Source organism: Longibacter sp. (genome assembly GCF_051155795.1).
Classification (GTDB): Bacteria; Bacteroidota; Rhodothermia; order Rhodothermales; family Salinibacteraceae; genus Longibacter.
This window is the reverse complement of record NZ_DAXETW010000052.1, coordinates 53,915-79,931: the sequence shown is the minus strand read 5'-3', so window position 1 is coordinate 79,931 and position 26,017 is coordinate 53,915. Positions and strand designations below refer to the sequence as shown.

Here is a 26,017-nt window from a genome sequence, read left to right as displayed (position 1 = left end):
GCGATGATGAACGCCTTCGACCGGGACCGGCACAGCTCGCTGAACCGCACCCGCGGCTCGGACAGGAGACGCTCCAGAACAAACTCCTGCTGCCCCTCGATCGAGTACCGCAGCGGTTCTACCTCGTGGACGGTTTCCTCCTCCTCTTCGGCCTGCTGGAGCATTCGGCCGAGGGCCTTCACCAGGTCGTAGACGGAATTGTCAATGTCCACGTCGTGGGAATCCTGGATCTCGTCCCGGTCACTGGCGGCTTCGCCTCGGGGATACATTTCGTGAACCGCCTCCTGCCTCTGATCGAGCTGGTCGGACGCCTCCTTGAATCGGACATATTCCAGCAACCGTTCGACGAGTTCGCGGCGTGGGTCGACCGCTTCCCCGTCCTCGTCCGTCGCCTCCGTCGGTAGCAGCATGCGCGCCTTGATATTGATCAAGAGCGCCGCCATGTAGATAAAATCTGCCACCCCGTCCAGATCGATCTCCTCCAGAAGCCGGACGTACGCCAGGTACTCATCCGCGATCTTAGCGATCGGGATGTCGTAGATGTCGAGTTCATCCCGTCGAATAAAGAACAGCAGGAGGTCCATCGGACCTTCGAACTGCTGTAGCGAAACGCGATACATGAGCGCCGGGGGTCACTTCGGAGGACGCAGAGACGGTGCAGGAGCCACAGTCAGGCCGGGCGGGCGTCGACGGAGTCATATCCGTCCGGGTGGTTGACGTGCCACTTCCATGCCGTGGAGATGATGTCCGCCAGTGCTGGATACTCGGGGTCCCAGCCGAGCTCGCCACGAATACGGCCGGCATCCGCGATAAGCTTCGCCGGATCGCCCGGGCGACGATCGCCGATGCGGGCGGGAATGTCGCGTCCGGTCACCGTCCGGGCCGTCTCGATCACTTCCCGAACGCTGTAGCCATTTCCGTTGCCAAGGTTGTAGACTCGGCTCGTTCCGTCTTCGAGCGCTCGCAGCGCAAGAATGTGCGCCTGTGCAAGATCCAGCACGTGGATGTAATCCCGCACGCAGGTGCCGTCCGGCGTGTTGTAGTCGTCGCCGAAAATCACGATTTCCTCCCGCTGGCCAAGCGCGACCTCGAGCACGATCGGGATGAGGTGGGTTTCCGGATCGTGGTCCTCGCCGTGATGCGGCCCCGCAGCGCCGGCCGCGTTGAAATAGCGAAGCGCGGCGAACGTCATGCCACGCGTGCGATCGAGCCAGTAGAGATACCGTTCGAGAATGCGTTTCGACTCCCCGTACGGGCTCCCAGGATCGATGGTCGTCTCCTCGGTAATGGGCATTTCGCCCGGCAAACCGAACAGGTTGGCCGTGGACGAGAGGATGAAGCGATCGGCACCGTGCTCCAGGGCCGCCTTCATGAGATTCAGGCCGCACCGGATGTTGGTATCCAGGTAGAGAAATGGATCACTCATCGACTCTCCCACCAGCGTGTGGGAAGCGAAGTGCATCACTGCGTCGATGTCGTGGGTCCGAAAGACGGACTGGATCGCGTCCTGGTCGCGCAGGTCGCCGACGACGAGCGTGGCCTCTTCCGCCACCGCGCGCCGGTGCCCCTGCGACAGGTTGTCGAACACCACTACGTCTTCTCCCTGCCGGGCCAGTTCTCGAACGACAGTACTCCCGATATATCCGGCTCCGCCGGTAACGAGGATGCTCATGGAGGAATCGGTCGGGCGTCGATGAGGGCAAACGGTTCAGAGAATACAACCTGCACCTCACGGGCTGAAGGGTCAATCCAGGCGGCCGAATTCACCTGAAGGGCACAGCGGGCGCTGGGAGCCAATGGATCCGTGTTCCCCTGTTGGCGCCGCCGGTTTTGCGGCGTGTCGAGAGCCCCGGTTCCCTGAAATACAAACGCGGCGAGACGCCAGCCGAAGGGCCGCGTCTCGCCGCGTGGGTCTGGTATCACAACCGGCAGTGGCCGGGCGGATGCATCACTCCTTGTCCTTGCCGTTTTCCTTCGACAGGAACGGCTTGCGCGTCAGGCGGAGCTTGCCGTCGTCGCGAACCTCCAGGAGGTGGACCTTGACCTTGTCACCCACCTTCAGGTGGTCTTCGACATTCTCCACGTACTCATGGGAGATTTCCGAGACGTGCAGCAGTCCCGTCTTCTCCGGCATAATCTCGATGAAGGCGCCGAAGTCGCGGATGGTCTTCACCGTTCCGACGTAGTCTTCACCTTCCTCGGGCACGGCAACGATCTGCTTGATCCGCTCGATGGCGTCCTCCGCATCCTGCTGATTCGTCGCCGCGATGGTGACGAGGCCGACGCCGTCTTCTTCGTCGACCGTCACATCCGTGTTGGTTTCCTTCTGGATGCTCTTGACGACCTTGCCGCCCGGACCGATCACAGCACCGATGTGCTCCGGATCGATCGTGAGCTTCGTCAGGCGCGGTGCGTACGGCGAGAGATCCTCGCGTGCAGAGCCGAGCGTCGACTCCATGTGCTCCAGGATCTTCATGTGCGCCTCGCGCGCCTTCTTCAGCGCGGTGAGCATCACGTCGCGGTCAAGTCCCGCGATTTTGATGTCCATCTGGCAGGCCGTGATGCCATCGCGCGTGCCGGTGATCTTGAAGTCCATGTCGCCCAGATGATCTTCCTGGCCGAGGATGTCCGTCAGGATCGCCGTCTGGTCGCCTCGCTTCACCAAGCCCATCGCAATTCCTGCGACCGGCTTCTTGAGCGGCACACCCGCGTCCATGAGCGCGAGACTTCCGGCGCACACGCTGGCCATCGAGGAGGAACCGTTCGACTCCGTCACCTCCGCGTTCACACGGATCGTGTAGGGGAAGTCGTTCTGGTCCGGAATGACCGGGCTCAGGGCACGCTCGGCGAGCATGCCGTGGCCGATCTCGCGACGCTTCGGTCCCCGCAGGAAACCGGCTTCACCGACCGAGAACGGTGGGAAGCGGTAGTGGAGGAAGAAGCTCTTGTCGATGTCGGTGAAGACCTCGTCGACGGGCTGCACGTCCTTTGACGTACCCAGCGTCACGGACCCGAGAACCTGCGTTTCGCCGCGTGTGAACAGCGCGGAGCCGTGAACGCGGGGCAGCAAACCGGCCTCGGTCGTCAGCTCCCGAATGTCGTCGTAGTTGCGGCCGTCGATCCGGCGCTGATCCTCCAGGATCATTGTCCGCATCTCCGTTTTCTGCACCTTGCCGACAGCATCCCGGATATCACCGCGTGTGTAGCCTTCCGGCGTTTCTTTCTCGTCGCCGAGGAGCGTATCAACCGCCTCGTCCTTGATCGCATCGAGGCCGCCGTAGAACGACTTCTTATCGTACGGCTTCCGGATGTGATCGGCGACGCGCTGGCCGAATTGCTCGCCGACTTTCTCAACGAGCGCCTCCGGCACAATGTCCTGCTCCCACTCAAACGGTTTCGCCTGGCCGAAGTCCTGAACGAGGGCGTTCTGGCCTTCCACCAGCTTCTTGATCGAGGCGTGAGCGACGTCCAGAGCGTCGATCATCGTCTCCTCACTGATTTCGTGGGCTTCCCCCTCGACCATTACCAGCGAGTCCATCTTACCGGCAACAAGCAGGTCCAGATCGGACGCGTTCGTCTGTTCGAGCGTCGGGTTGACAATCAGTTCGCCGTCCACGCGGCCGACGCGCACTTCAGCGATCGGGCCCTGGAACGGGGCACCCGAGAGGGCGAGGGCTGCAGAGGATCCGACGCCGGCGAGAATGTCGGCGTCGTACTCTTTTCCGGCGGAGATCACGAAGTTCACCAGGTGAACGTCGTGATAGAACCCGTCGGGAAAGAGCGGGCGAATGGCACGGTCTACAAGCCGTGCGGTGAGCGTCTCTTTGTCGGTTGGACGCCCTTCTCGCTTGATGAAACCGCCCGGGACTTTACCTCCGGCGGCGAATTTCTCACGGTAATCGACCGTGAGGGGGAAAAAGTTGGACCCTTCGCGCACGCTATCGCTCAGCGTGGCGGTCGAAAGCACCATCGTGTCGCCCATGCGAACCACGACGCTGCCGTTGGCCTGACGGGCCATCTTGCCCGTCTCGAGGGTCATCGTTTTACCCGGCGCGTACTGAATCTCACGGGTCGTTGCTTCTAAAGGCATGTTCGTCTGTTCTCGTTCTCAACAAAATATCGATCGATCGCGATCGGTCGACCGTTTCGACGATCGATCTCGCGAAAGGCGGCCTCACACGTGCGAGGTCGCAACAACACAGCCGGCGCGAGACTCCGCTCGAACATCTACATCGACGTGGGAGTCGACCGCGCGGCCGGGCACTCGAACGCTCGTGAGCCGCTCTCGCCTCTTTCGCAGAGGCGGTGCCGGCACGCGTTCGGGCCTACGGCTCCACTCAGAAGCGGGCTCGACAACCTCGGTCATCGATTGCCGCGCCTCCAATTGGCGCCAGAAACAGCGAACGGCCCCTTCCCGGAGGAAGACGCCGTACGCAGTACTCTTACTTCCGGAGACCGAGCTCCGCAATGATGGCGCGGTAGCGCTCGATGTCCTCGTCCTGGAGGTAATTCAGGAGTCGACGACGCTTTCCAACGAGCTTTAGCAGCCCGTGTCGCGTCGAGAAGTCTTTCGGATGGTTCTTCAGATGATCCGTCAGCCGCTCAATGCGCTTGCTGAAGATGGCAATCTGCACCTCGGGGGTTCCGGTATCGTTCGGGCCGCTCCCGAACTCACTCACCAGTTGCTGCTTTTCTTCTTTCGTAATCATACGCTCAGGTGTACCTCTTTAGATGTTATCATGCTAAAGAAGAATCCGCGGCACCCCTCGATGAGGTGACTTGCGCGGCTCAGGCGGACACTCGCATTCGACCGGACGTCGTGTCGCGCTGGACGGATTCAATCGACCGGGTCGGGGAAGTCCCCTGCCTCAATGACTTGTCTGCAATGGTTTTCATCCCGTGAAAGTTGCGCGGCAAGCTCGTCTACCGAGCCGAATTTCTTTTCATTGCGAAGTCTTCGCAGGAATTCAACGCGAAGGGTTTCCTCGTAGAGATCTGCGCTAAAATCTAGCACATGGACCTCGACTGTCACGTCCATCCCGTCGAACGTCGGCCGGCGACCGATATTCATCATACCGGCGAGCGTCTCTCCCGTCGCGGACCGGTGAACACGGACGGCATACACGCCGATCTTCGGGACAAGCTTCCGCGGATCGGAAATGTCAAGGTTGGCCGTCGGGTAGCCGATCTGCCGCCCCCGTTTTTCCCCCTCTTCCACCGTTCCCCGCAGGGCGTACGGGCGGCCGAGCAGTTCGGACGCGTGCCGCACGTCACCATCGCGCAGCAGCGCCCGCACCCGGCTGGACGACACGATATTCGTCCCGACTTGCTGGGCCGGGATAACGTCGACATCAAATCCATGCGTTTCCCCGAGTTGCCGTAAGAGGTCCACGTCCCCTTCCCGGTTTCGACCGAAGGCGTGATCGTACCCGACGGTGATCTCTGCCAGCCCGATGCGACTCACGAGGATATCCTCGACATACTCGACCGGCGGCAGGTGGGCAAACGCCGTTGTAAACGGAATGACGACGAATCGATCGACACCGTAGTATTCGAGAAGATCCCCACGCTCCGTCAACGTACTGAGCAGGTCGACGTCCAGGTCATTGACGACGGATCGGGGGTGGGGATCGAATGAGACGACCGTGGCCGTGCCGCCGCGCTCTCCGGCACGATCGGCCAGATAATCGATGATCGCCTGATGGCCGCGGTGTACGCCATCGAACGTACCGACCGTCAGAACCGACGTGTCATCTCGGGAAATGTGGTCCCAGCCGATTTCACGCTTCATGCGCGCTGAGGGGAAGAAGGGGATGTCGTCAAACGAGTGATGGGGTGACGCGATGGGGGCACAACGCCGGAGCACACCGCGGCATCGGGCACCTTAGTGAGCTGAAGACCTCAGCGACCTGACGGCTCCGATAGCACCTCCCGGAGGCGATCGAGCGTCCAGGCGTTCTCGACAGTGTAGGAACCAATCGCGGTCCTGCGAAGCGCCGTCAGATGCGCCCCCACCCCGAGCGCCGCACCGAGGTCGCGCGCGAGGCTCCGGATGTACGTGCCCTTCGAACACTCGATGTGCACGTCAACGTCTGCTCCGCGAATGCCGGTCACCGTCGCGTCATAGATTGTGATCGGGCGAGGCGGGCGATCTACGTCTTCGCCCCGCCGTGCTTTCTTGTAGAGCTTTTCCCCGTCAATCTTCACCGCAGAGTACATCGGCGGTACCTGTTCACTGTCGCCGACGAACGAGAGCACCGCCTCTCGGATTCGGTCGTCGGTCAGGTGCGACGGGTCATGCGTTTCCACGACATCGGTTTCGGTGTCATACGACGGCGTCGATTCTCCCAGGCGAATGGTAGCCGTGTATGTCTTCTGCAGAAACATGAATGCATCCTGCAGACGGGTCGCCGGGCGGGCCACGAGGACAATCAGCAGCCCGGTCGCCAGCGGGTCCAGCGTCCCGGCGTGACCGACCTTTTTGTGGTCGGTAAGACGGCGAACATCGCGGACAACGTCGAACGACGTCCGTCCGGCAGACTTATCGATCGGGAATACAGCACCGGCGCTGATATCGTCTGGCAGATGCGGTGGCTCGAAGACGAGATCTGGATCGATCGTACGGTGGGCGGATGCCGGTGGCACGGGCAAACGGGGAACAGGTGAATCAAGAACGGAGTGCCGGCAGGGACACCGACGCTGCCGAGGCGATCAGGCGTCCGACTCGTCGTCCGCCGGGGGCGCGTCCACCGGCTCCGTACGCGATTCACGGCGTTCGCGCTCTTCGCGGATCCGGTCGAACAGGTTCTCCATTTTCTTCGCCTTCTGAAGGGACTCGTCGAGAAAGAACTGGATTTCCGGCATCGTGCGGAGCTGGTGCCGGATCCGGGTGGCCAGCTTCTCGCGAATCTCGGGCGTCAGCGTCTTCAGCTGCTTGAATGTGGCCTCGCGCTTCGCGCTGGTGTCCCCCATCACACTCGCGTACAGATACGCAGTAGACAGGTCGCCCGTGACGCGAGCATTCGTGATGGTCACCATCGGCTGCAACTGATCCGCATAGTCGCGCTGCAGGATCCGCGCGACCTCTCGCTGGACGAGCTCGGCCACACGTTCGGTGCGAATACTCATAGTGGAAAAAGGATTCGATGAGACGGGTCGAGATGCGGCGAAAGCAAAGCCTGGCACGTACGGAAACGGGCGCACCGCCGGTACTGGCAGCGCGCCCGGACATCCGTACCTGATGGTGTTAGACTTCGAGGGTCCGCTTCTCCTCGATAACGACATAGCTTTCGAGTTCGTCGCCGACCTTTATATCGTTGAAGTTCTCAACGGAGATACCACATTCGAAGCCGCTCTTCACCTCTTTCACGTCTTCCTTGAAGCGCTTGAGCGATCCGATGCCGCCCTCGTAGGTGACGACTCCCTCGCGGATCACGCGGATGCGATGGTTCCGCGTAATCGTGCCGTCGGTGACGTATGCACCGGCGACCGTCCCCACGTTCGGGACCTTGAAGATATCCCGCACGTCGGCGTGCCCTTTGACCTCCTCGCGTTTTTCCGGCGAGAGCAGGCCTTCGAGCGCGTCGTGTACGTCCTCGATCGCATCGTAGATGATCGAGTACGTCCGAATATCCACCTCCTCCTGCTCGGCAGCCTGTCGGGCACCGCGCGTCGGTCGGACCTGGAAGCCGAGAATCACCGCATCCGAAGCACGCGCAAGCATGACGTCGGACTCCGTAATGGCGCCCACACCGCTGTGGATAATGCGGACAGCAACCTCGTCGGTCTTCAGTTTCAGTAGCGCGTCGGAGAGGGCCTCGACCGAGCCACCCACGTCGGCTTTGACGATGAGGTTGAGTTCGTGGAACTCGCCCTCCGCCATGCGACGGGAGATCTGCTCGAGCGATACCTGGCTCTTGCGGCGCAGCTCCTGCTCCCGGTGAATGCGCTGACGTTCATTTGCGATTTCGCGCGCTTCGGATTCATCTTCGAGCGCGACGAACTGGTCGCCGACCTCCGGCGATCCGTCGCAACCGAGGACGAGTACGGGCGTGGACGGGCCGGCCTCTTCGACGCGGTTGTCCCGCTCATCGAACATGGCACGAACCGAACCGCTGTAAATCCCGGCGACGAACGGGTCACCGACCTCGAGCGTCCCGCGCTGGACGAGCACCGTGATCACGTTGCCTCGTCCTTTTTCAAGACGGCTCTCGATGATAACCCCGGACGCATCGCGATCCGGATTCGCGGTGACCTCCATGATTTCCGACTGGAGGATAATCTTATCGAGCAGGTCGTCGATGCCTTCGCCGGTCTCGGCAGATACCTTCGCTACCTGCACCGTACCGCCGTACTCCTCAACGAGCACGTTGTGCTCGGCCAGTTCCGCCATTACCTTCTGCGGATCGGCTTCCTGCTTATCCATCTTGTTAATCGCCACGACAATCGGCACATCCGCCGCCTGGGCGTGGTTGATGGCCTCGATCGTCTGCGGCATCACCGAGTCGTCGGCTGCCACAACGAGGACGACGATGTCCGTCGCTTTCGCGCCGCGAGCACGCATGGCCGTGAAGGCCTCGTGTCCCGGCGTATCGAGGAAGGTGATCGCCTCGTCTTCGTGGTCGGGTAGACGGACACGGTGAGCACCGATGTGCTGCGTGATGCCTCCCTCCTCGCCCGCTACCACGTTCGCGCTGCGAATATAGTCGAGAAGCGACGTTTTCCCGTGGTCGACGTGACCCATGACGGTCACGACCGGCGCACGCGGATCCAGATCTTCCGGATCGTCATCCTCGATCTTAATCGCCTGGTCGCCGAATTCGTCAATGAATTCGACCTCCATGTCATACTCCGCCGCGACAAACTCAATCGTCTCGCGGTCCAGACGCTGGTTGATCGACACCATCATGCCGGCGTCGAACAACGTCGAGATGACGTCTCCAACGGGCTCGCCCATCAGGTTCGCGAGCTCTCCGGTCGTCACGAACTCCGTCAGGCGCAGAATACCCTCCTGCTCCTTCTTCCGACGGCGGCGCTCCTCGCGCTCTTCCTCGTGACGCTGGCGACGGCGACGGCGACGGCGCTGGCGGGCACGACTTGCGCCCTGCTCCAGCTCCTGAAGCGTCTCCTGAATCGTCTGCTCGACGTCTTCTTCGTCGACGCCACGGTTGCGGCTCCGCTTCTTGCGCTTCTGTTTCTTCTTTTTCTTCTGGCGCTTCTTGTTGCGGTCCTTGCGGCTCTGCTTCTTCGAGTCGCTGTCGTCTTTCGACTTCTTCTTCCGCTTCCGCTTACGCTTCCGACTCTGAATCTGCGTAAGGTCGACCTTACCAACAACCTGTGTCCCGGAAAGTCGATATCGGTCCGCCTTCAGGGTCTCGGATTTGTTCTCCGCGCCCTCTCTGGCCTCGATCGATTCGATATCCTCCGGATCGGCGTCGGCAATCTCTACGCGGGCCTCAGCCTTTGTATCGGTCGTCGGTGCAGCATTCGGATCGATCTCGTCGGCACCGTCGGCTTCGGCGGACGGCTCCGTCTCCTCATCCGCGTCGCCGGCAGCATCCGCGGACGCTTCTGCTGCCTCGGCATCCGCTTCCGCTTCAGGTTCCGCGTCGGCCGTTGCATCGGCGGCTTCACTGTCGGTGTCTGCCGTGTCGGCGGCTGCCGTGTCGGCGGCTGCCGTCTCGGCGTCTGCAGTATCCGCAGCTTCTTCCTCCGCTTCGACGTCGGTTGATGCTTCAGCGTCCACGCCATCAGCGTCCGCCGCTACCGCTTCGGTATCGGCTTCAGTATCCACATCCGCAGGCGGCTCATCCTCGGCCACGGCATCGGATGCATCGCTGGGCTCAGCAGATGTCTCTACCGCTTCCGGCTCTTCGGCTTCGGCGACCTGTCCGTCACCGGACGGTTCAGCCGTTGCCTCGGCGGGTTTGGCTTCCGTCTCACCCGACGGCTCGGTTGTCGCGTCCGTCGCGTTGGAGTGGTCTGCCTCCGCTACGGGCTCATCGGTATCCGAGAGATCCGCCGTCGGGGCGTCAACGTCATCGACGTCCTCCTGAACCGGTTCGTCGACCGGCTCGGCCTCGGCCACATCGTCGTCGGACTCGTCACCCGGTTCGGCAGCGATCTCCGCGGCATCCGGCGCCTCGTCGACCTCTTCGTCCAGTTTGGCCACCTCGTCCCGCGAGACGTCTTCCTCCTCGGTCGCCTTGTCCTGGCGAAGCTCACGGACGCGTTCGGCAGCCTCTGCGTCATCGGCATACTCCTGCCGAAGGACCAGATACGCCTCCTCGTCCACGATGGACGCATTAAACCCATTCCCCGACAACGCGTCGCTGAACCCTTCCTCTTCGAGGAACTCGACGACGCGATCCGTCGAGACGTTCAGCTCTCGCGCTACCTTGAATAGCTTTTTCTTTTTAAACTTTTTCTGCTCAGTCGTCGCCATGTAGTCGTTTTCTGTTGCTCAACAAGCCTGCGGGACGCAATGGGAGCGATCCCAGGTCGGTCGGCGCGGGCTTACTCCTTTGCTTCAGGCTCTTCTTCTACCGCACCCACCCGTTCTTCAGGGTGGTCGGTCGAAGAATCCTCCTCCGCACGCATCTCGGGTGCGGCTCCCGCTTCCTCTGCTTCGTCAGATACTTCGTCGTCGGCTAGATCGGGGGACTGGGGGGCTTTTGATTCAGAAGTTTCGATCTCATCTGTTGGTGGTACCGATTCGTCCGCCGGGGTTTCCGCCTCCGGCGCGACATCGCTCGGCGTAGTGGCACTCGACGGACCCGGTTCGTCGGGGACGTCGGTCATTGCGTCGTCTGCGACGGCGTCCGCTTCAGGCGCCTCGGGGTTCATATCGGTTCGTTCTTCCGGAACGTCGGCATCCTCGCCGATGGCGGGGTCGCCGGGACCCACATCGTCGACGTCCCCGCCGAGGTCTTCGGCAGGTGCGTCGTCCGCAGTGGCCGTATCGGCGTCCACGTCGGCGAGATCCTCCTCGTTTCGCGGTTCGCGGTCCTCGTCGTCGATGTCCTCGTCTTCAAGGCTCTCGATGGTGAAGTCGCCGCGTTCGATCGTCTCGACGATGCCCGGCCCCTTCTCGAATTCCGCACGGATGATCTCAAGAACGCGTTCGGCGGTCTCTCGGTCCAGGTCGGCCCGGCGGGCGAGCGCATCGGACGATAGTTCGAGGACGGCCTTGCCGGTGTCGCAGCCGATGTGCTTCAGTTTCTCGACGGTTTCCTGCGCCAGCTCGTCGCCGAACTCTTCAATGTCAATGTCTTCCTCATCCGATGGAATCTCGCGATACACATCGATCTCATACCCCGTCAACTGGGATGCGAGCTTGATATTGACGCCGCGTCGACCGATCGCCTGGCTGACCTCGTCGGCCACCACTTCGACCCGCGCCCGTGGCGGTTCCGCGTCGTCGTTTAGCTTGACGCTCACGGGGTTCGCGGGCGACAACGCGCGGGAGACCATCTGGGCCGGGTTCTCCGACCACTCCATCACGTCGATGTTTTCGTTGGACAACTCTCGGACGACGGCGTGAATGCGAACGCCCTTGACGCCGACGCAAGCCCCGACGGGATCGACGCGATCATCGTGGCTAACCACGGCGACCTTGGCGCGATCTCCGGGGATGCGGGCGATCTTCTTAATTTCAACGATCCCATCGTACACCTCCGGGACCTCAATCTCGAAGAGGCGCTCCATGAACACCGGCGAGGTCCGGCTTACGACGACCTGCGGGTCAGACCCCGCATCGCGGCGAACCTCCTTCACGACCGTACGGAGCATGTTGCCCTTCCGGTAATGATCGCCAGGAATCTGTTCGTTGCGTGGGAGGACGACCTCGACGCCGTCGTGCATCAGGAGAGCTTCGTGGCGGCGGACCTGGTAGATCTCGCCGACGATGATCTCCCCCATCAAGTCCGAGTACTCCTCGTAAATCTTTTCCTTCTCGATATCGCGAATCCGCTGGCGGAACGTCTGGCGTGCCGTCAGCACCGCGCGACGACCGAAGTGGCTGATGTCCAGCTCGCTCGCCACTTCGTCACCGACCTCGAAGTCCTCATCGATCTCCTTGGCGTGACGCTCTTCAATCTGCGTCACGGGGTCGATGAGATCGTAGTTCTCCACGATTTCCTGGATGTGGAGGATCTGGATATCGCCCTGATTCGGGTTAAAGATGATCTCAAACGCCTCATCCGACCCGTACCGCTTATCAATCATCGCACGAATCACGTCTTCGACGATGATCTGGAGAGTTTCGCGGTCGATGTCCTTCGCACGGGCAATTTCCCCGAACGAAGAAACGAGGTCTGCACTTCGCATAATGGGTGTCGTCGATTCGAGTGTCGGTGTCAGGCACGCAGGGTGCCCGTCGGTCAGTCACGGTCGAGCCTTACCAGGGTAGCTCAATCCGCGCCTGATGAATCGCGTCGTACGGCACACGCCGCCGTTCGCCATCCGGCATTTCTAACTCAATTCCGTCGTCATCTGCGTTCTCAAGATCGGCGACGACGTTCTGTTCATCATCTTCCGTCTCCAATTGGTACCGTACGCGCACCGTCCGGCCAACGTTCTTCACGAACTGTTGGGGCATCGTGATCGGCCGCTTTATGCCGGGTGTCGACACCTCCAACTTGTAGCTTCCGTCCACGACGTCTTCTACATCCAGCAGAAAACCGAGTTCGCGGCTCACAACCGCGAGATCGTCGAGCCCAAGGTCCTTCTCTGCGTCCACATACACTTCCACGACGCGCGTCCCTTTATGACCGCGCACTTCGACGTCGACCAGGAAGTACCCCGTCCCCGCGATGACCTCTTCCGCGAGTTGACGAATCCGCTCCGTCAGGCTGAGATGTTCGGTCGCTGGCATGGAGAAAACCGTTGTATTCTGCAAAAAACGCTCGACCCCAGCACGTGGGGCGAGCGTCTCACGAAAACCGCCGCCGGGTCGAGCGTTGAACGTTCCTGGTGAACGCTGAACCGGGTCGGTCAGCAGGCACGCGACCGGTGGCCGCCGTCCTGCTTGCCCGTTTGGAATGTCGAAACGCACCCCCCTTGGGGATGTTTCTGCAAGAACCGGCGTCTGGCGGGGAAGCGTACGAAGATTGAACGGAGGGCGATGAATGCACGAAGAATGGGCCCCTCGAGCGCGGGAAGCCGTCTTGGCCCGGTCGGCGGCCCGCCTACCGCAGCCTGCGTTAATCCTGTGAAGACCTCCCGTGACAACCGCCCGTACCAGCTCGTACCGCTCCCGTCGGTATCACACGGATCATACCTGTCTGAATGCACGGATCGCTGAATCAGACGAAGGTCGGTCGCCGCTCGGCGTCGGAGGTCTCGGGGTAGTCGACGATGTAGTGCAATCCACGGCTTTCGCGCCGTTGCCGAGCGCACTCGATGATCAGATAACTGACCGCGATCATGTTGCGGAGCTCGCAAAGCGGTCGAGACACGCGGGATTGCTGGTAGAAGGGCTCCGTTTCCTCGTACAGAAGCCGCGTCCTGCGGTGTGCGCGGTCCAGGCGAAGCTCGCTGCGAACGATGCCAACGTAATTGCTCATCACCCGCTGGAGCTCCTCGCGGTTGTGCGTGATGAGGACGTGTTCATCCGGCGGGCGCGTTCCGCTGGCGTCCCACTCCGGAACGCCCTCCTGCACCTGCTCCTGCTTCGCATACGCAACAGACGGTTCGACGGCGCGCTCGCTGAACACGAGTCCTTCCAGCAGCGAATTGCTCGCCAGTCGATTCGCTCCGTGCAGACCGGTGCAGGCTACTTCCCCACTCGCGAACAGTCCGTGGATGCTCGTTCGCCCGACATGATCCGTCTGCACTCCTCCGCACTGGTAGTGCGCTGCTGGCACCACCGGGATGGGCTCGGCGGTCATGTCGATGCCGTGGGACGCACACGTCTCCATGATGTGGGGGAAATGCTCCTCGATCAGCGAGGCCGGACGGTGCGAGATGTCCAGCAGTACGTAATCGTCGCCGCGCTGCTTGAGCTGATCGTCGATGGCGCGGGCCACAATGTCGCGGGGCGCAAGCTCCGCCCGCTCGTCGTAGTCCGGCATAAACCGCTCGCCGGACTGAGTTAAGAGACGCCCGCCCTCGCCGCGCACGGCCTCGGAGATCAAGAAGCTATCCGCATCCGGGTGGTACAGAGACGTGGGATGAAACTGAACGAACTCCATGTTGGACACGCGAGCTTTCGCCCGGTACGCCATCGCAACCCCGTCCCCGGTCGCAACGTCGGGGTTCGTCGTGTGTCGATACACCTGGCCGGACCCACCCGCAGCCAACATGGTCACCCCGGCACGAATCGTCTTGACGTGATCGGCGCCCTCATCGTAGACGTACGCGCCGAAGCAGTGAACATCCGGACGGAGGCGCGTGACGTGCTGCCCGAGGTGGTGCTCGGTGATCAAATCGACGGCGAAGTGGTGCTCCAGCACGTCGATATTGTGATGAGAACGGACGTGCTCGAGCAACGCGTGCTCAACGACGTACCCGGTGGTGTCGGCAGCATGAACGATCCGGTTAGCGGAATGGCCGCCCTCGCGACCCAGGTGGAGGCGGCCGTTTCCGTTGGACGTCGTGAACGTGGCACCGAGTTCGATGAGCTCGCGGACGCGTTCGGGGCCTTCCGTCACCACGAACTCGACCACCTCCGGATCGCACAGGCCGGCGCCGGCAACCATCGTGTCCTTGCGGTGACTGTTCGGCGAGTCGTCATCGTCCATGACGGCCGCAATCCCGCCCTGCGCGTACGTTGTATTTGCCTCGTGAACAACGTCTTTCGTCACGATAGCAACCGAGCCATGCTCCGCAACGCGTCGAGCATAGCTCAGGCCGGCAACGCCGGAGCCGATGACGAGAAAGTCGTAGGACCCCATCTATTCAGGTCGAGATTCGAATGTCGAAATGCGAAATATATCGCTGGACATGAGCAGAACGCCCAGCAGGCGCACCTTCACACGTTCACACCTTCACACCTACACACGTTCAAACCTACACCGGCGACGTATCTCGGTCTTTTTTTCCGGCTGTGAGGTAGGCCTGGATGAACGGCTCAAGGTCGCCGTCCAGTACGCCCTCTGCATCGGAAATCTTCGTTTCCGTCCGGTGGTCGTTGACCATCGTATACGGGTGAAGCACGTACGAGCGGATCTGGCTGCCCCACTCGATGCTTTTCTTCTGACTTTCCACCTTTTCCTTCTCCCGCTCCTGGATCTCACGCTCTTTCTGGTAGATCCGGCTCTTCAGCATCGTCTCGGCGCGGTTCCGGTTCTGCAACTGGCTCCGCTCCTCCGTGCACTCGGCTGTGACCGTGACTTCTTCTCCCGTCGACAGCTCACCATCCCAGATCAGACGAACGCCCGTGGCGACTTTGTTCACATTCTGGCCGCCCTTTCCGCCGGAACGGAACGTCTGGAATTCCATCTCACCGCTACTTAGATCGACTTCGATGGTGTCGTCGATCTCGGGGTAGGCAAACACGCTGGCGAAGGACGTGTGGCGACGACTTTCGGAGTCGAACGGGGAGATGCGAACGAGTCGGTGGACGCCGGACTCGCCTTTCAGGTACCCGTACGCGTAGTCGCCTTCAATGGAGAGCGACGCGCTCTTGATACCCGCTCCTTCCCCCTGCTGATACTCGAGCATCGTGACCTTGAAGCCCTCGTTTTCCGCCCAGCGCATATACATGCGGAGCAGCATCTCCGCCCAGTCCTGGCTCTCGGTACCGCCGGCGCCGGGGTTGATCGTCAGAATCGCATCCCGGACGTCGTCCGGGTCGTCCAGCAGACTTTTCAACTCCATCTGCTCGAGCTTCGCCTTCAGGTCGTCCGCCTCGGTAATGATCTCCTCATCGAGGTCGGCTCCTTCCTCCGACGCGAGCAGCTGGAGCGTCTCGATGTCTTCGGCCTGCTCCTTCAGATCCTCCCAGGCGCCGACCCACTTCTTCTCCCGCGCAATTCGCTTCTCGACCTCCTGCGCGTGGTCCGGATTGTCCCAGAAGCCGGGGTCGACCCGCTCGTGGTTGAGTTCTTCGATGGTCTCCCGACGACCCTGAATGTCGAGGTATCCGCGCAGATCCTCCACGCGCTGGAGCAACTGCTCGATGTCGCTATCTGAGTACTTCTTCATTCGGTTGCCGCAATACGGCGTGATTCTGCAAGAGTCGAGTACGGAGGCACGTTTCTGCGCGGACCGTGGACGCGATCACAATCCACTGGAGGTAGCGTCTGGTTTGTCGCCGGATCGCCGGTGGGGACCGGCAGGCGCCAGCCCGTTCAAGGCACTCCCGAGGGCACCGCCGGCAAGCCCGATCAGGCCGCCAAACAGAAGCGTAAGCGCAACGATCACAGCACCCGGGGTGTTTCCGCCGAGAAGCCCGCCGAGGACCCCAAGCAGGATCGGCGTAGAGTCCGGCGAGGCGGCGTACGACCACGCGAGAATGCCCGCCCAGGGAAGCGCTACCGTCAGGAGACCGGCCATCCAGCCTCGGGAGTCGGCAAGCACGCCAGCCACAACGGCCGGAAGAATCGTCCACTCCCACCCCACCGCGAGGTGGAGGCCGGCGGCAACGGGAGCGGCGAGGGATAGGATTCGAACGAGGGGCACGGGACGGTCGGGGTCGGTGAGCGATGCGTGGGGGGAATGCGCAGCGGTGCCGGCCGCGATGGCACCGGGGAGCATGCGTCTACGCCGCAGTGTTTACAAAGCGCTCGATGCGCTCGAGCGCCTGCTCGATCTGGTCCAGCGACGTTGCGTATGAGCATCGGACGTACCCGGCACCACTCGGGCCAAACGCATCACCCGGGACGCAGGCCACGCCCTCTTCGTGCAGGAGATTTTCAGCGAACGCTTCCGATGTCAGGCCGGTGGACGTAATGTCGGGAAACGCGTAGAAGGCGCCGCGCGGCTCAAACGTGGGTAAACCGATCGCATTCAGGCCGTCCACGATCGTCCTGCGCCGTTCGTCGTATGACTGGCGCATCGTTTCGACGTCATCCTGGCACTCCCGCATGGCCGCGACGGCACCGATCTGGCCGACCGTCGGGGCACTCATCACCATGTACTGGTGCGCTTTGTACATCCCGCGGAGAATGGGCTCTGGGGCACAGGCGTACCCGATGCGCCAGCCGGTCATGGCAAAGTTTTTCGAAAAACCGCCGAGCAGAATGGTTCGGTCACGGAGGCCGTCGACCGACGGCACCGATACGTGCCCTTTTTCTTTGATGTCGCCGTAAATGAGCCGGTCATAGATCTCATCGCTGATTACGATCAGGTCGTGCTCGACGACGAAGTCGGCGATGTCTTTGAGCATCTCTCGCTCAAGGACGGCGCCGGTCGGGTTGTTCGGGTATCCGAGGAAGATCGCCTTCGTGTTCTCGGTCACCTTTTTCTCAAGGTCGGCGGCCGTCACCTGAAAGTTGGTCTCGACACGCGTTGGCACATCCACCACCGTCCCGCCGGCGAAGCGAGCCGTCGGCCCGTACGACACGAAGCAGGGTTCGGGAATCAGTATCTCGTCGCCTGGATCGAGGACAGCCATCATGGCAAGCTGCATGGCTTCGCTGCAGCCAACCGTGACGAGCACCTCCGACTCGACGTCGTACGTCAGGCCGTAGAGGCGATCGAGGTCGCTGGCGATGAGTTCACGGAGTTCACGGAGACCGGCATTCGACGTGTAGCTCGTCTTCCCCTCCTCCAGCGAACGGATGCCGGCATCGATGACCGGGCGGGGCGAGACGAAGTCCGGCTCGCCGATGCCGAGCGAGATCACGTCGTCCATGGTCGCAGCGATCTCAAAGAAGCGCCGGATGCCGCTGGGCGGCGTATTCCGCATGCGGTCGGACAGGTACTTCGAGACGTCGACGGTTGAAGAGGCGGGCATGAGGAGGCGAGAGAATGGAATCGGAACGGGGTCGGCAGCCAGGCGGAGTCAGCGGGGACTCCGACCATGATACGTTATCGTTTGTATACCGAACGGTTCAATGTCGACCGCCCCTCTTGCGATCCGCCGGTTCGCCGGAAGATTTCGGGAGACCGGGGGTTGCTAAGGTTCAGGGTTCAAGGTGCAGGGTTCAGGGGGTTCTACTCGGGTCTATGGGTTCTGGGGTTTGGGGGTTTGGACTCTGGAGGTCGTTATTCGAAGTCCTCAATTTTAAAACCCCGACGATTCAACGACCCAGCGACCCAACGACCCAACGACCCAACGACCCAACGATTCAACGATTCAACGACCCAACGACCCAACGACCCGACGATTCAACGATCCAACGCCCCACTTCTTTCCGAGAATCGCGTCGAATCGGTTGGTGGCGGCATTGAAACTCCGCCGGGCTGCCTCGTACGTTGGACGTGATGTGACAGACCTGCTACCCGTGGAGCCACGGGCTCCGTGGTTCGGGGTCACATCCGAATCCCGCATCGACGCCGCTCATCGACTGGAACCGCTTTTCATTATGGCAGACACCTTTCACAACATCATCGCAGGTGAGGCCACCCCCGCCGCCTCCGGTACGACGTTCAACGACCGGAACCCTGCCGACCGAAACGACGTCATCGGTACGTTTCCATCATCGGGTCCGGCCGACGTTGACCGCGCGGTAGAGGCGGCCCGTGAGGCCTTTTCATCGTGGAGTACGACGCCAGCTCCGAAACGCGGCACCATCCTCCGGCAGATCGGCGATGCGCTGACGGAGCGAAAAACGGAGTTGGCCCGAATCATGACGCGCGAGATGGGCAAGCCGGTGTTCGAAACGAAAGGCGACGTGCAGGAAGCCATCGATACGGCCTACTACGCGGCCAGCGAGACGCGTCGGCTGTTCGGTCACACCGTGCCGAGCGAACTGCCGGATAAGTTCAACATGAGCATCCGCCGCCCCGTTGGGGTCTGCGGCGTGATCACCGCCTGGAATTTCCCGGTGGCGGTCCCGACATGGAAGATCTTCCCGGCGATTGCCAGCGGTAACACGGTGGTGTTCAAGCCCAGCGAGGAGGCCCCACACAGCGCAACGGTCCTCTGCGAGATTCTGTCGGATGCGGGCGTGCCGGACGGCGTCGTAAATCTGATCCATGGCGCCGGTGAGGCCGGGAAAGCGCTGGTCGAACATCCGGATGTCGACGCGATCGGTTTTACCGGCTCCAGCGAGACCGGGAAAGCCATCGGCGCAACCTGTGGACGGCTGAATAAGAAGTACTCGGCCGAAATGGGTGGCAAAAACCCGATGATCGTGATGGAAGACGCCGACCTGGACCTCGCGCTTGAAGGCGTCATCTGGGGCGCGTACGGCACGACCGGGCAGCGCTGCACGGCGACGAGCCGCCTGATCATCCATGAAGACGTCGACGATGCGTTCATCGAGATGATCCAGAACGAAGCCCGTGATCTGACGCTTGGCTCCGGCCTGGAGGATGAGACGGACGTCGGACCCGTAATCAACGAGGCGGCGCTGGAAAAAATCAGCAGGTACATCCAGGAAGGCGTTGACGCCGGCGCCGAACTTCTGTTCGGCGGTGAACGCGCGATGGACGATGCCCTCGCCGACGGGTGCTTCTTCCAGCCGACGCTCTTCCGCGGCGTGGAGCGCGACATGAGCATCTTCCAGGAAGAAATCTTCGGTCCTGTCCTGTCCGTCCACACGATCTCGTCGTACGAAGAGGCAGCCGAGGCGGCGAACGACACCGTCTATGGCCTCTCCTCGTCCATCTACACGAGCAACGTGGCCCGCGCTTTCCGTGCAATGCACGACCTGGAGGCCGGCATCACGTACGTCAATGGTCCGACGATCGGCGCCGAAGCACATATGCCGTTCGGCGGCGTGAAAGACACCGGCAACGGTCATCGCGACGGCGGATGGGAGGTATTTGAGTTTTACACCGAGACGAAGACCGTCTACGTCGACTACTCCGGGCAGCTGCAGAAGGCCCAGATCGACAACGTGGAAGACTGACAAATCCGTCTGTGTCTGAGAGTCATCGCTCCCGGTAGCATACCTGAGGGAGGCGTGCCAGAACGGCGCGTCTCCTTTTTTTAGTAACAGCGGGTATGTCATCGCCCAATGCACCCCGCGCCGCGTTCTTCACTCAAACGGGAGTTCACACCGGATCGTGGTTCCCTGACCCGGGGCGCCGTTGATGGAGAAGCTTGCGCCTATGAGTGTGGCCCGACGCTTCATCGACTTGAGCCCAAGCCCTACATCCCGGTCGCCCATGGAATCGGACGACTTATTGACGTCTGCGGGGATCCCGACCCCGTCGTCGCTTACTTCGAGCACGAGGCGCCCCCCTTCCCGACGCAGGGCCACGGTCACGTTTTCGCATTTCGCATGCTGGAGTGCGTTGTTGACCGCCTCGTACGCTATACGGTAGAGGTGCATGGAGGCCAGGTCGTCCTCGGGTGCTGTTTCTTCCTCCGATCCCTCGAATCGAAAGCGCACTTTATGGCGCTTATCCATCTCGTTGGCGAGAATACGCAGCGCGACAGAAAGGTGGGATTCCTGCAGCGCGACCGGAACAAGCGCATGTGATAAATTTCGCGTCTCATTCGCCGCCTCCTGAATGATGTCAATAATCTGAGTGACTTTCTCCTCAGAAATACTGCGGTCGGGACTTGATGCAAGCGTGCGCAGATTTTGTAGCATCATCGAGGCGCCAGTCAGGCGCGAGGCCAACAAGTCGTGCAGATCTTGACCGATCCGACGCTGCTCACGCTCACTTGCATTAACGACTGCCCGTTCGAGTCGCCGTTGCTCTGTGACGTCAACGAATGTGAGCACGACACCGTCGATCGAGCCCTCTTCTGTCTCGTACGGTCCACATCGAACCAACATCCACCGGTCCTCCCCCTGATGGAGCTCGCGCTCCACAGACGTGCCGGTCTTAACGATCTCCTGCACGTCATCCATCAAATCGGCGTATTCGAATCGCTGGGAGAAATCCGAGAGCGGACGCCCGATGTCCACAGGCCGGATGCTAAAAAGCTCTGTGGCCCGCGGCGTGAAACGCATAATCCGCAGCTGCTTATCCAAAAAGATCATCGCGATGTCGGTCGCGTCCATGAGCGTCTCCAACGCGGTGTTGACCTCTTTGACCTCGTCGACTCGAAGTTTAAGCGCCTGATTTGTCGTTTTCAGTTCTTCGTTTACCGATTGCAACTCTTCTTTGCTCGTCTGCAGCTCTTCGTTTTTCGACTGCAACTCCTCATTCATCGAGAGGAGTTCTTCGTTTGCTGCCTCCATCTCCTCGGCCGTCGCCTCATACTCTTCGCTCGTGTTCTGCAACTGCTCGCGCGTCTGCATGAGAGCACGGTTCAGTTCGGCTTCAAGACTCGATGGTTCAGCACGGTCGGAGGGATCAATCAGAAACCGATCGAACCGGATCCATGCAACCGGCGATTCTCTCCCCGTTTCCCCAACCCGTGGTGGCTCCACAAGCCGAACGACTACCTCAATCTCTGTCGACGCATCATCGTTTATCGACTGAATCGTAAAGTCCGTCTCTCTCTTGCCATGCTTGAACGTCTCGTACAGCGCTCCGCGCAGTTCCACGCGGATCTCGTCCGGGACGCAAGCTAGGATCTTGAGACTGGGCGTACCTCCAGATAACTTCAGAAAACGACCTGCCCCATCAGACAGATGTAAGATTTCGTAATTCTCATTCACGAGAACGCTCGCAACCTGCCGCATGACCAGGTCTCGATGCAATCGATCGACCGTATCCCGGTCGATAGCCTCCTTATGTGCGAACGCGTGACCAATATTCGAGCGTTGATCGAGCGTGGACATCCCCCCAAATCGCGACCAGCGACCGGAAAACAGCGGGATTCGCCTCGGGCGATCGTCTGGCAAAGAACGAGACTTGAAAATGTTGGTCGACTTATCGACGACGGTGAAAAAGTCGGACGTGCGACCGGCCGCTTCGGACCGACCGAGAAATAGATATCCACCTGGACGGAGCCCGTAATGCAGGAGTCGCAATAGATGCTGCTGCATCTTCTGGTTTAGATAGATCAGAAGATTGCGGCAACTGACCAGATCAAGGTTGGAGAACGGCGGATCTTCGAGCACGTTGTGCTCCGCAAACAGAATCATCTCGCGGAGTTTGGGGCGGACGCGATACTGCCCGCCTTCCGATTCGAAGAACTGCTTGAGTCGTTCCTCCCCCACTTCTGACTGGATCGAGAACGGATATACTCCGGCCCGCGCAACGTCCAGTGCACTTGCGTCTACGTCTGTTGCGAAAATCTGAATGTCCGGTGCGGAGTCATGCCGATCCGCCACCTCGCGCAGTAAAATCGCCAGTGAATAGGCCTCCTCCCCCGTCGCGCACCCTGTCACCCACACACGGACGGACTCTCCCGCCTTCTTGTCGCCAAATAGTTCGGGGATGACATCCTTCTCCAGGCGCTCGAACGAATCAGGGTCGCGAAAGAAACTCGTGACGCTAATGAGCAGGTCGCGTCGTAGCGACAGAATCTCATCTTCATCCTGCTCTAAACGCGAGATATACCCCTCAAGCGACTCAATACCGGACAGCTGCATTCGTCTTTCGACGCGTCGCAGCACCATCGACCACTTGTAGTTCGAGAAATCATGATGCGTAGCCGAATAAAGAAGTCGAAAGATCGTATCCAGATCTGAGCTCGAATCGCCAATTTTTTCTTCCGCACGTCCACGTTCGAGCTGGATCTGGTCGAGATTGTCTCCATACGTGCGAAGCGAATCCGCAATTTCCGATGCAGTGCCGACGACGTCCACGAGCCCCGTCGAAAGCGCACTCTGGGGCATACCATCATATTCGGCATCCTGAGGAGCCTGAACCATCGTGACACCACCATACTCACGAATCGACTTGAACCCGATCGTTCCATCCGCTCCCGTCCCAGAAAGCACAACACCGATGGCGTGCTCGTTCAGATCTCTGGCGAGCGAGCGGAAGAACCGGTCGATGGTCGTCGGCGCGTGCGGATCCTCGACATCATGTAGATAAAGGACGTGATTCTGAATCTCCAACCTGCGTCCCGGTGGAATGACATAGACGTGATCGGCTTCGACGGTTTTACCGGACTCGACGGTTTCGACGGGCAGATCGGTGACTTGCCGAAGGATCTCGACGAGATTGCTCTTCACGTCCGGGGACAGATGCAGTATGACAACATAGGCCATGCCAGTCGACGGACGCAGGTGCGCGAAGAGTTGTCGCAGAGCACCGACTCCACCGGCAGACGCCCCAATTCCAACAACCGGGACGACGTCGGAGCCGTCCGATACAGATGCTCCTCTCTTCCCCTGCCGATACGTGCCCCAATATTCCTGTTCTCCGTCATGTACCGGCGAGTCGTTCGTACCCGTCTCGCTGTCCTCCGAACGCGTTGCGTTACCTTCGGACTGGGTCAACCCAGGCGTGACGATCGTGGTGGAATCGGTCATGTCTATCTACGTTTCTATCTACGTTGTGGATGAAGCAAGCCCGTAAACACCGACTTGCAAACCCGATCTACAGGACGAATTCGCTGAAGAGAGCGGAATCGTTTTATCCGAACAGCGCGGGGCCTCCTGTACTGAGCGTCGAGCCGCGTCTGGACCGCCATGCCAGCGCGATCTTCTCGTACAGCAAGCACCCGTTAAGATATCGTAGAGAAGGCACATATTCACCTTTCCAGACGAGCGTAGGGGAAAGAGGCAACGTCTATTGGCATGATTCGGCCCGATGCAGCCACGGGAAATAGCCTTTGGCTGCATTCGTGGTGAACGAACGGACGCGTTGACTGGAGGCCAGACTCGATGGTGACGGCTCAAGCGTCTTCACTGTGTACAGCTTGACATCCCCGGCCATGCCTTTCATTATACTCGTTCTCCCCCAGATGCTCGTTCTACCCCATCTCAGACTCGATCAATTCAATATCAGACTGGCGGAATGAATCATACTGAATCGACTCCTGACCGCGACTGGTTTCTCGCTCTTCTCGTCGATCACGTGAACGAGCACGGCGGGTCTATTCCGCTTACCGTGACCGTAGGTGGAAGCGTGATCACAGGCACGCTCATCGGCGTCGCGGAATACTACAAGCGAACGGCGGACGACCTGGCAGAAGTCTTTCCCTCCCGGGCCGACGCGATCACGGAGACGCTCCAGCAGGCCGGTGCCAATTCCGTAGATGCCGTCAAGCGGCACAAGGAGCAGGTTCGAAAAGGGGAAACGGAGCTGGAAACCCCGCACTTCCTGCACATGCGTGAGGTCCGTTACCTGAGTGCCGGCCTGTCCGCATCCGACAAGCTCTGGCGGGCCCGGATCGATGACATCGCCGGCTTTTCTCTCGGCGAGTCCGTCGCCTGACCAAGCGGCGACCTGCCGGTCCCCCGCCCCGTCGCTCTCGTGTCGAAATGACATCCCGCGAAACAGTGTGGGGAAATCCACCATCCAACCGTGGGTTGTCCCCGTCATCTCCCGGACCCCGGAAAAGGTTCGGTTAAGCCGCCCGTCGATCGTCGTTCGTTCGGATGCGTCGTGCTATGTTCAAACCGCCCTCCGGCTCGGGCTGTGTCCCGGTCGTCCGGTGGGATCCATGCCGTGACTCCCGCCTTCTCCTCACTCCGGACCTCCGATATGAATATCGTCTCTGCTTCCGACGCCCTCTCGGCTGTGACCTCCGGCAATCGCGTCTTCGTACATACAGCCGCCGCAGCGCCGCAGAAGCTTGTTCACGCACTCACCGATCGGGCGCCTGAGCTCGAGGACGTTGAAATCGTCCACCTGCACACGGAAGGAGATGCCCCGTATGCAGCAGAAGAATACGCCGATACGTTCCATACGAATGCGCTCTTCGTCGGCGGCAACGTACGCCAGGCCGTCGCCGAGGGTCGAGCCGACTATATCCCGGTTTTCCTGAGCGAAGTGCCGGCGCTCTTTCGTGATGAAGTCCTGCCGCTGGACGTGGCTCTCCTCCAGGTCTCCCCGCCGGACAAACACGGCTTCTGCTCACTCGGCGTATCCGTTGACGTGTCGCGTGCGGCGCTCGAGATGGCCGACCGGGTGTGCGTTCAGATTAACCCGCAAATGCCCCGCACGCACGGGGATGGATTGATTCACGTGTCGCAGATCGACTACGCCGTGGAATCAGACATGGCGCTGCCGGAGGCACCGAATGCGGTCCTGTCCGACGTGGAAATCCGGATCGGGAAGCACTGCGCCGAACTGGTCGACGACGGCGCCACGCTCCAGATGGGCATCGGCGCCATCCCGGACGCTGTGCTGAAAGCCCTGACCGACCACCGGGACCTTGGCATCCACACGGAGATGTTTTCCGAGGGTGTCATCGATCTTGTGGAGAAAGGCGTCGTAACGGGAGCCAACAAGGCCATCCACCCCGGCAAAATCGTTAGCAGCTTTGCCATGGGAACGCGCCGCCTCTACGACTTCATGGACGACAACCCGCTCGTCCAGATGCTGGACGTCGCCTACGTGAATGACACGGCGGTCATCCGCCGCAATCCGCGTGTGACGGCGATCAACTCGGCCGTTGAGGTCGACCTCACCGGGCAGGTGTGCGCGGACTCGATCGGGACGTATCAGTACAGCGGGGTCGGCGGGCAGATGGACTTCATCCGCGGTGCCTCCCTGTCGGAGGGCGGCAAACCAATCATCGCTCTTCCCTCGACGACCCGGAAAGGCATCTCGCGAATCGTCCCCTTCCTGAAAAAAGGCGCAGGCGTCGTGACGACGCGCGCCCACGTCCACTACATCGTCACCGAATACGGTGTGGCAAGTCTCTACGGCAAGAACCTTCGGGAACGCGCCGAGGCTCTGATCGCCATCGCGCATCCGGATCATCGCGAAACGCTCCGTGAAGCAGCCTACGAGCGCTTCAACGTGCTGGCCACAACCTGACGCCCGATACACGATCATCCACACCCGCCGTCGAGGCGGGAAATAAGGAAACCGGCTCTCTCATCCATCGACGGGGAGCCGGTTTTCTTCTGCGGCAACACATATGCGGGGTGCCAACGTT

At 60.9% G+C, this 26,017-nt stretch carries 18 protein-coding genes; 3 read left to right on the top strand and 15 right to left on the bottom strand.

Annotated elements, in window-relative coordinates; translation table 11 throughout:
- From ACFCU0_RS06350 to ACFCU0_RS06285, 14 genes are all read right to left on the bottom strand, one after another.
- On the bottom strand, positions 1 to 620 hold a 620-nt coding region (locus tag ACFCU0_RS06350; RefSeq protein WP_434972823.1), incomplete at its 3' end, for a segregation and condensation protein A.
- Positions 621 to 670: 50 nt separating this feature from the next.
- Positions 671 to 1,672 carry a UDP-glucose 4-epimerase GalE gene (gene galE, locus ACFCU0_RS06345; RefSeq protein ID WP_434972822.1) on the bottom strand — a complete coding sequence of 334 codons (1,002 nt, stop codon included), beginning with the start codon at positions 1,670 to 1,672 and terminating at the stop codon, positions 671 to 673.
- Between the two features lie 276 nt (positions 1,673 to 1,948).
- Positions 1,949 to 4,090 carry a polyribonucleotide nucleotidyltransferase gene (gene pnp / locus ACFCU0_RS06340; protein WP_434972821.1) on the bottom strand — a complete coding sequence of 714 codons (2,142 nt, stop codon included), beginning with the start codon at positions 4,088 to 4,090 and terminating at the stop codon, positions 1,949 to 1,951.
- A 352-nt stretch (positions 4,091 to 4,442) separates the two neighbouring features.
- Positions 4,443 to 4,709, bottom strand: a complete 267-nt coding sequence (gene rpsO / locus ACFCU0_RS06335) for a 30S ribosomal protein S15 (protein WP_434972820.1) — start codon at positions 4,707 to 4,709, stop codon at positions 4,443 to 4,445.
- Positions 4,710 to 4,837: 128 nt separating this feature from the next.
- Positions 4,838 to 5,791 (bottom strand): bifunctional riboflavin kinase/FAD synthetase, encoded by a 954-nt coding sequence (locus ACFCU0_RS06330; RefSeq protein WP_434972819.1) that lies wholly within the window; start codon positions 5,789 to 5,791, stop codon positions 4,838 to 4,840.
- Between the two features lie 110 nt (positions 5,792 to 5,901).
- Positions 5,902 to 6,645, bottom strand: a complete 744-nt coding sequence (gene truB / locus ACFCU0_RS06325) for a tRNA pseudouridine(55) synthase TruB (protein ID WP_434972818.1) — start codon at positions 6,643 to 6,645, stop codon at positions 5,902 to 5,904.
- A 66-nt stretch (positions 6,646 to 6,711) separates the two neighbouring features.
- Positions 6,712 to 7,128, bottom strand: coding sequence for a 30S ribosome-binding factor RbfA (gene rbfA / locus ACFCU0_RS06320; protein WP_434972817.1), 417 nt, complete (start codon positions 7,126 to 7,128; stop codon positions 6,712 to 6,714).
- A gap of 118 nt (positions 7,129 to 7,246) precedes the next feature.
- Positions 7,247 to 10,444 carry a translation initiation factor IF-2 gene (gene infB / locus ACFCU0_RS06315; protein ID WP_434972816.1) on the bottom strand — a complete coding sequence of 1,066 codons (3,198 nt, stop codon included), beginning with the start codon at positions 10,442 to 10,444 and terminating at the stop codon, positions 7,247 to 7,249.
- 71 nt (positions 10,445 to 10,515) lie between these two features.
- Positions 10,516 to 12,327 (bottom strand): transcription termination factor NusA, encoded by a 1,812-nt coding sequence (gene nusA / locus ACFCU0_RS06310; RefSeq protein ID WP_434972815.1) that lies wholly within the window; start codon positions 12,325 to 12,327, stop codon positions 10,516 to 10,518.
- A 70-nt stretch (positions 12,328 to 12,397) separates the two neighbouring features.
- Positions 12,398 to 12,874, bottom strand: coding sequence for a ribosome maturation factor RimP (rimP, locus tag ACFCU0_RS06305; RefSeq protein ID WP_434972814.1), 477 nt, complete (start codon positions 12,872 to 12,874; stop codon positions 12,398 to 12,400).
- A gap of 430 nt (positions 12,875 to 13,304) precedes the next feature.
- Positions 13,305 to 14,894, bottom strand: a complete 1,590-nt coding sequence (gene nadB / locus ACFCU0_RS06300; protein ID WP_434972813.1) for an L-aspartate oxidase — start codon at positions 14,892 to 14,894, stop codon at positions 13,305 to 13,307.
- 115 nt (positions 14,895 to 15,009) lie between these two features.
- A complete protein-coding gene (gene prfB, locus ACFCU0_RS06295; protein ID WP_434972812.1) occupies positions 15,010 to 16,146 on the bottom strand; it encodes a peptide chain release factor 2 in 1,137 nt (378 codons plus the stop codon).
- 75 nt (positions 16,147 to 16,221) lie between these two features.
- Positions 16,222 to 16,623: a hypothetical protein gene (locus ACFCU0_RS06290; RefSeq protein WP_434972811.1), complete on the bottom strand. Its 402-nt coding sequence runs from the start codon at positions 16,621 to 16,623 to the stop codon at positions 16,222 to 16,224.
- Positions 16,624 to 16,702: 79 nt separating this feature from the next.
- Positions 16,703 to 17,899 carry a pyridoxal phosphate-dependent aminotransferase gene (locus ACFCU0_RS06285; protein ID WP_434972810.1) on the bottom strand — a complete coding sequence of 399 codons (1,197 nt, stop codon included), beginning with the start codon at positions 17,897 to 17,899 and terminating at the stop codon, positions 16,703 to 16,705.
- Between the two features lie 571 nt (positions 17,900 to 18,470).
- Between ACFCU0_RS06285 and ACFCU0_RS06280 the strand changes: the two genes are divergently transcribed.
- On the top strand, positions 18,471 to 19,961 hold the full coding sequence (locus tag ACFCU0_RS06280; protein ID WP_434972809.1) for an aldehyde dehydrogenase family protein: 1,491 nt from the start codon (positions 18,471 to 18,473) through the stop codon (positions 19,959 to 19,961).
- 129 nt (positions 19,962 to 20,090) lie between these two features.
- On the opposite strand, the gene ACFCU0_RS06275 is transcribed toward ACFCU0_RS06280, so the two are convergent.
- A complete protein-coding gene (locus ACFCU0_RS06275; protein WP_434972808.1) occupies positions 20,091 to 23,438 on the bottom strand; it encodes a CheR family methyltransferase in 3,348 nt (1,115 codons plus the stop codon).
- A gap of 487 nt (positions 23,439 to 23,925) precedes the next feature.
- Between ACFCU0_RS06275 and ACFCU0_RS06270 the strand changes: the two genes are divergently transcribed.
- Both ACFCU0_RS06270 and ACFCU0_RS06265 read left to right on the top strand, forming a co-directional pair.
- Positions 23,926 to 24,345, top strand: a complete 420-nt coding sequence (locus ACFCU0_RS06270; RefSeq protein ID WP_434972807.1) for a hypothetical protein — start codon at positions 23,926 to 23,928, stop codon at positions 24,343 to 24,345.
- 270 nt (positions 24,346 to 24,615) lie between these two features.
- Positions 24,616 to 25,896 carry an acetyl-CoA hydrolase/transferase family protein gene (locus ACFCU0_RS06265; RefSeq protein WP_434972806.1) on the top strand — a complete coding sequence of 427 codons (1,281 nt, stop codon included), beginning with the start codon at positions 24,616 to 24,618 and terminating at the stop codon, positions 25,894 to 25,896.
- The last annotated feature ends 121 nt before the right edge of the window (positions 25,897 to 26,017 follow it).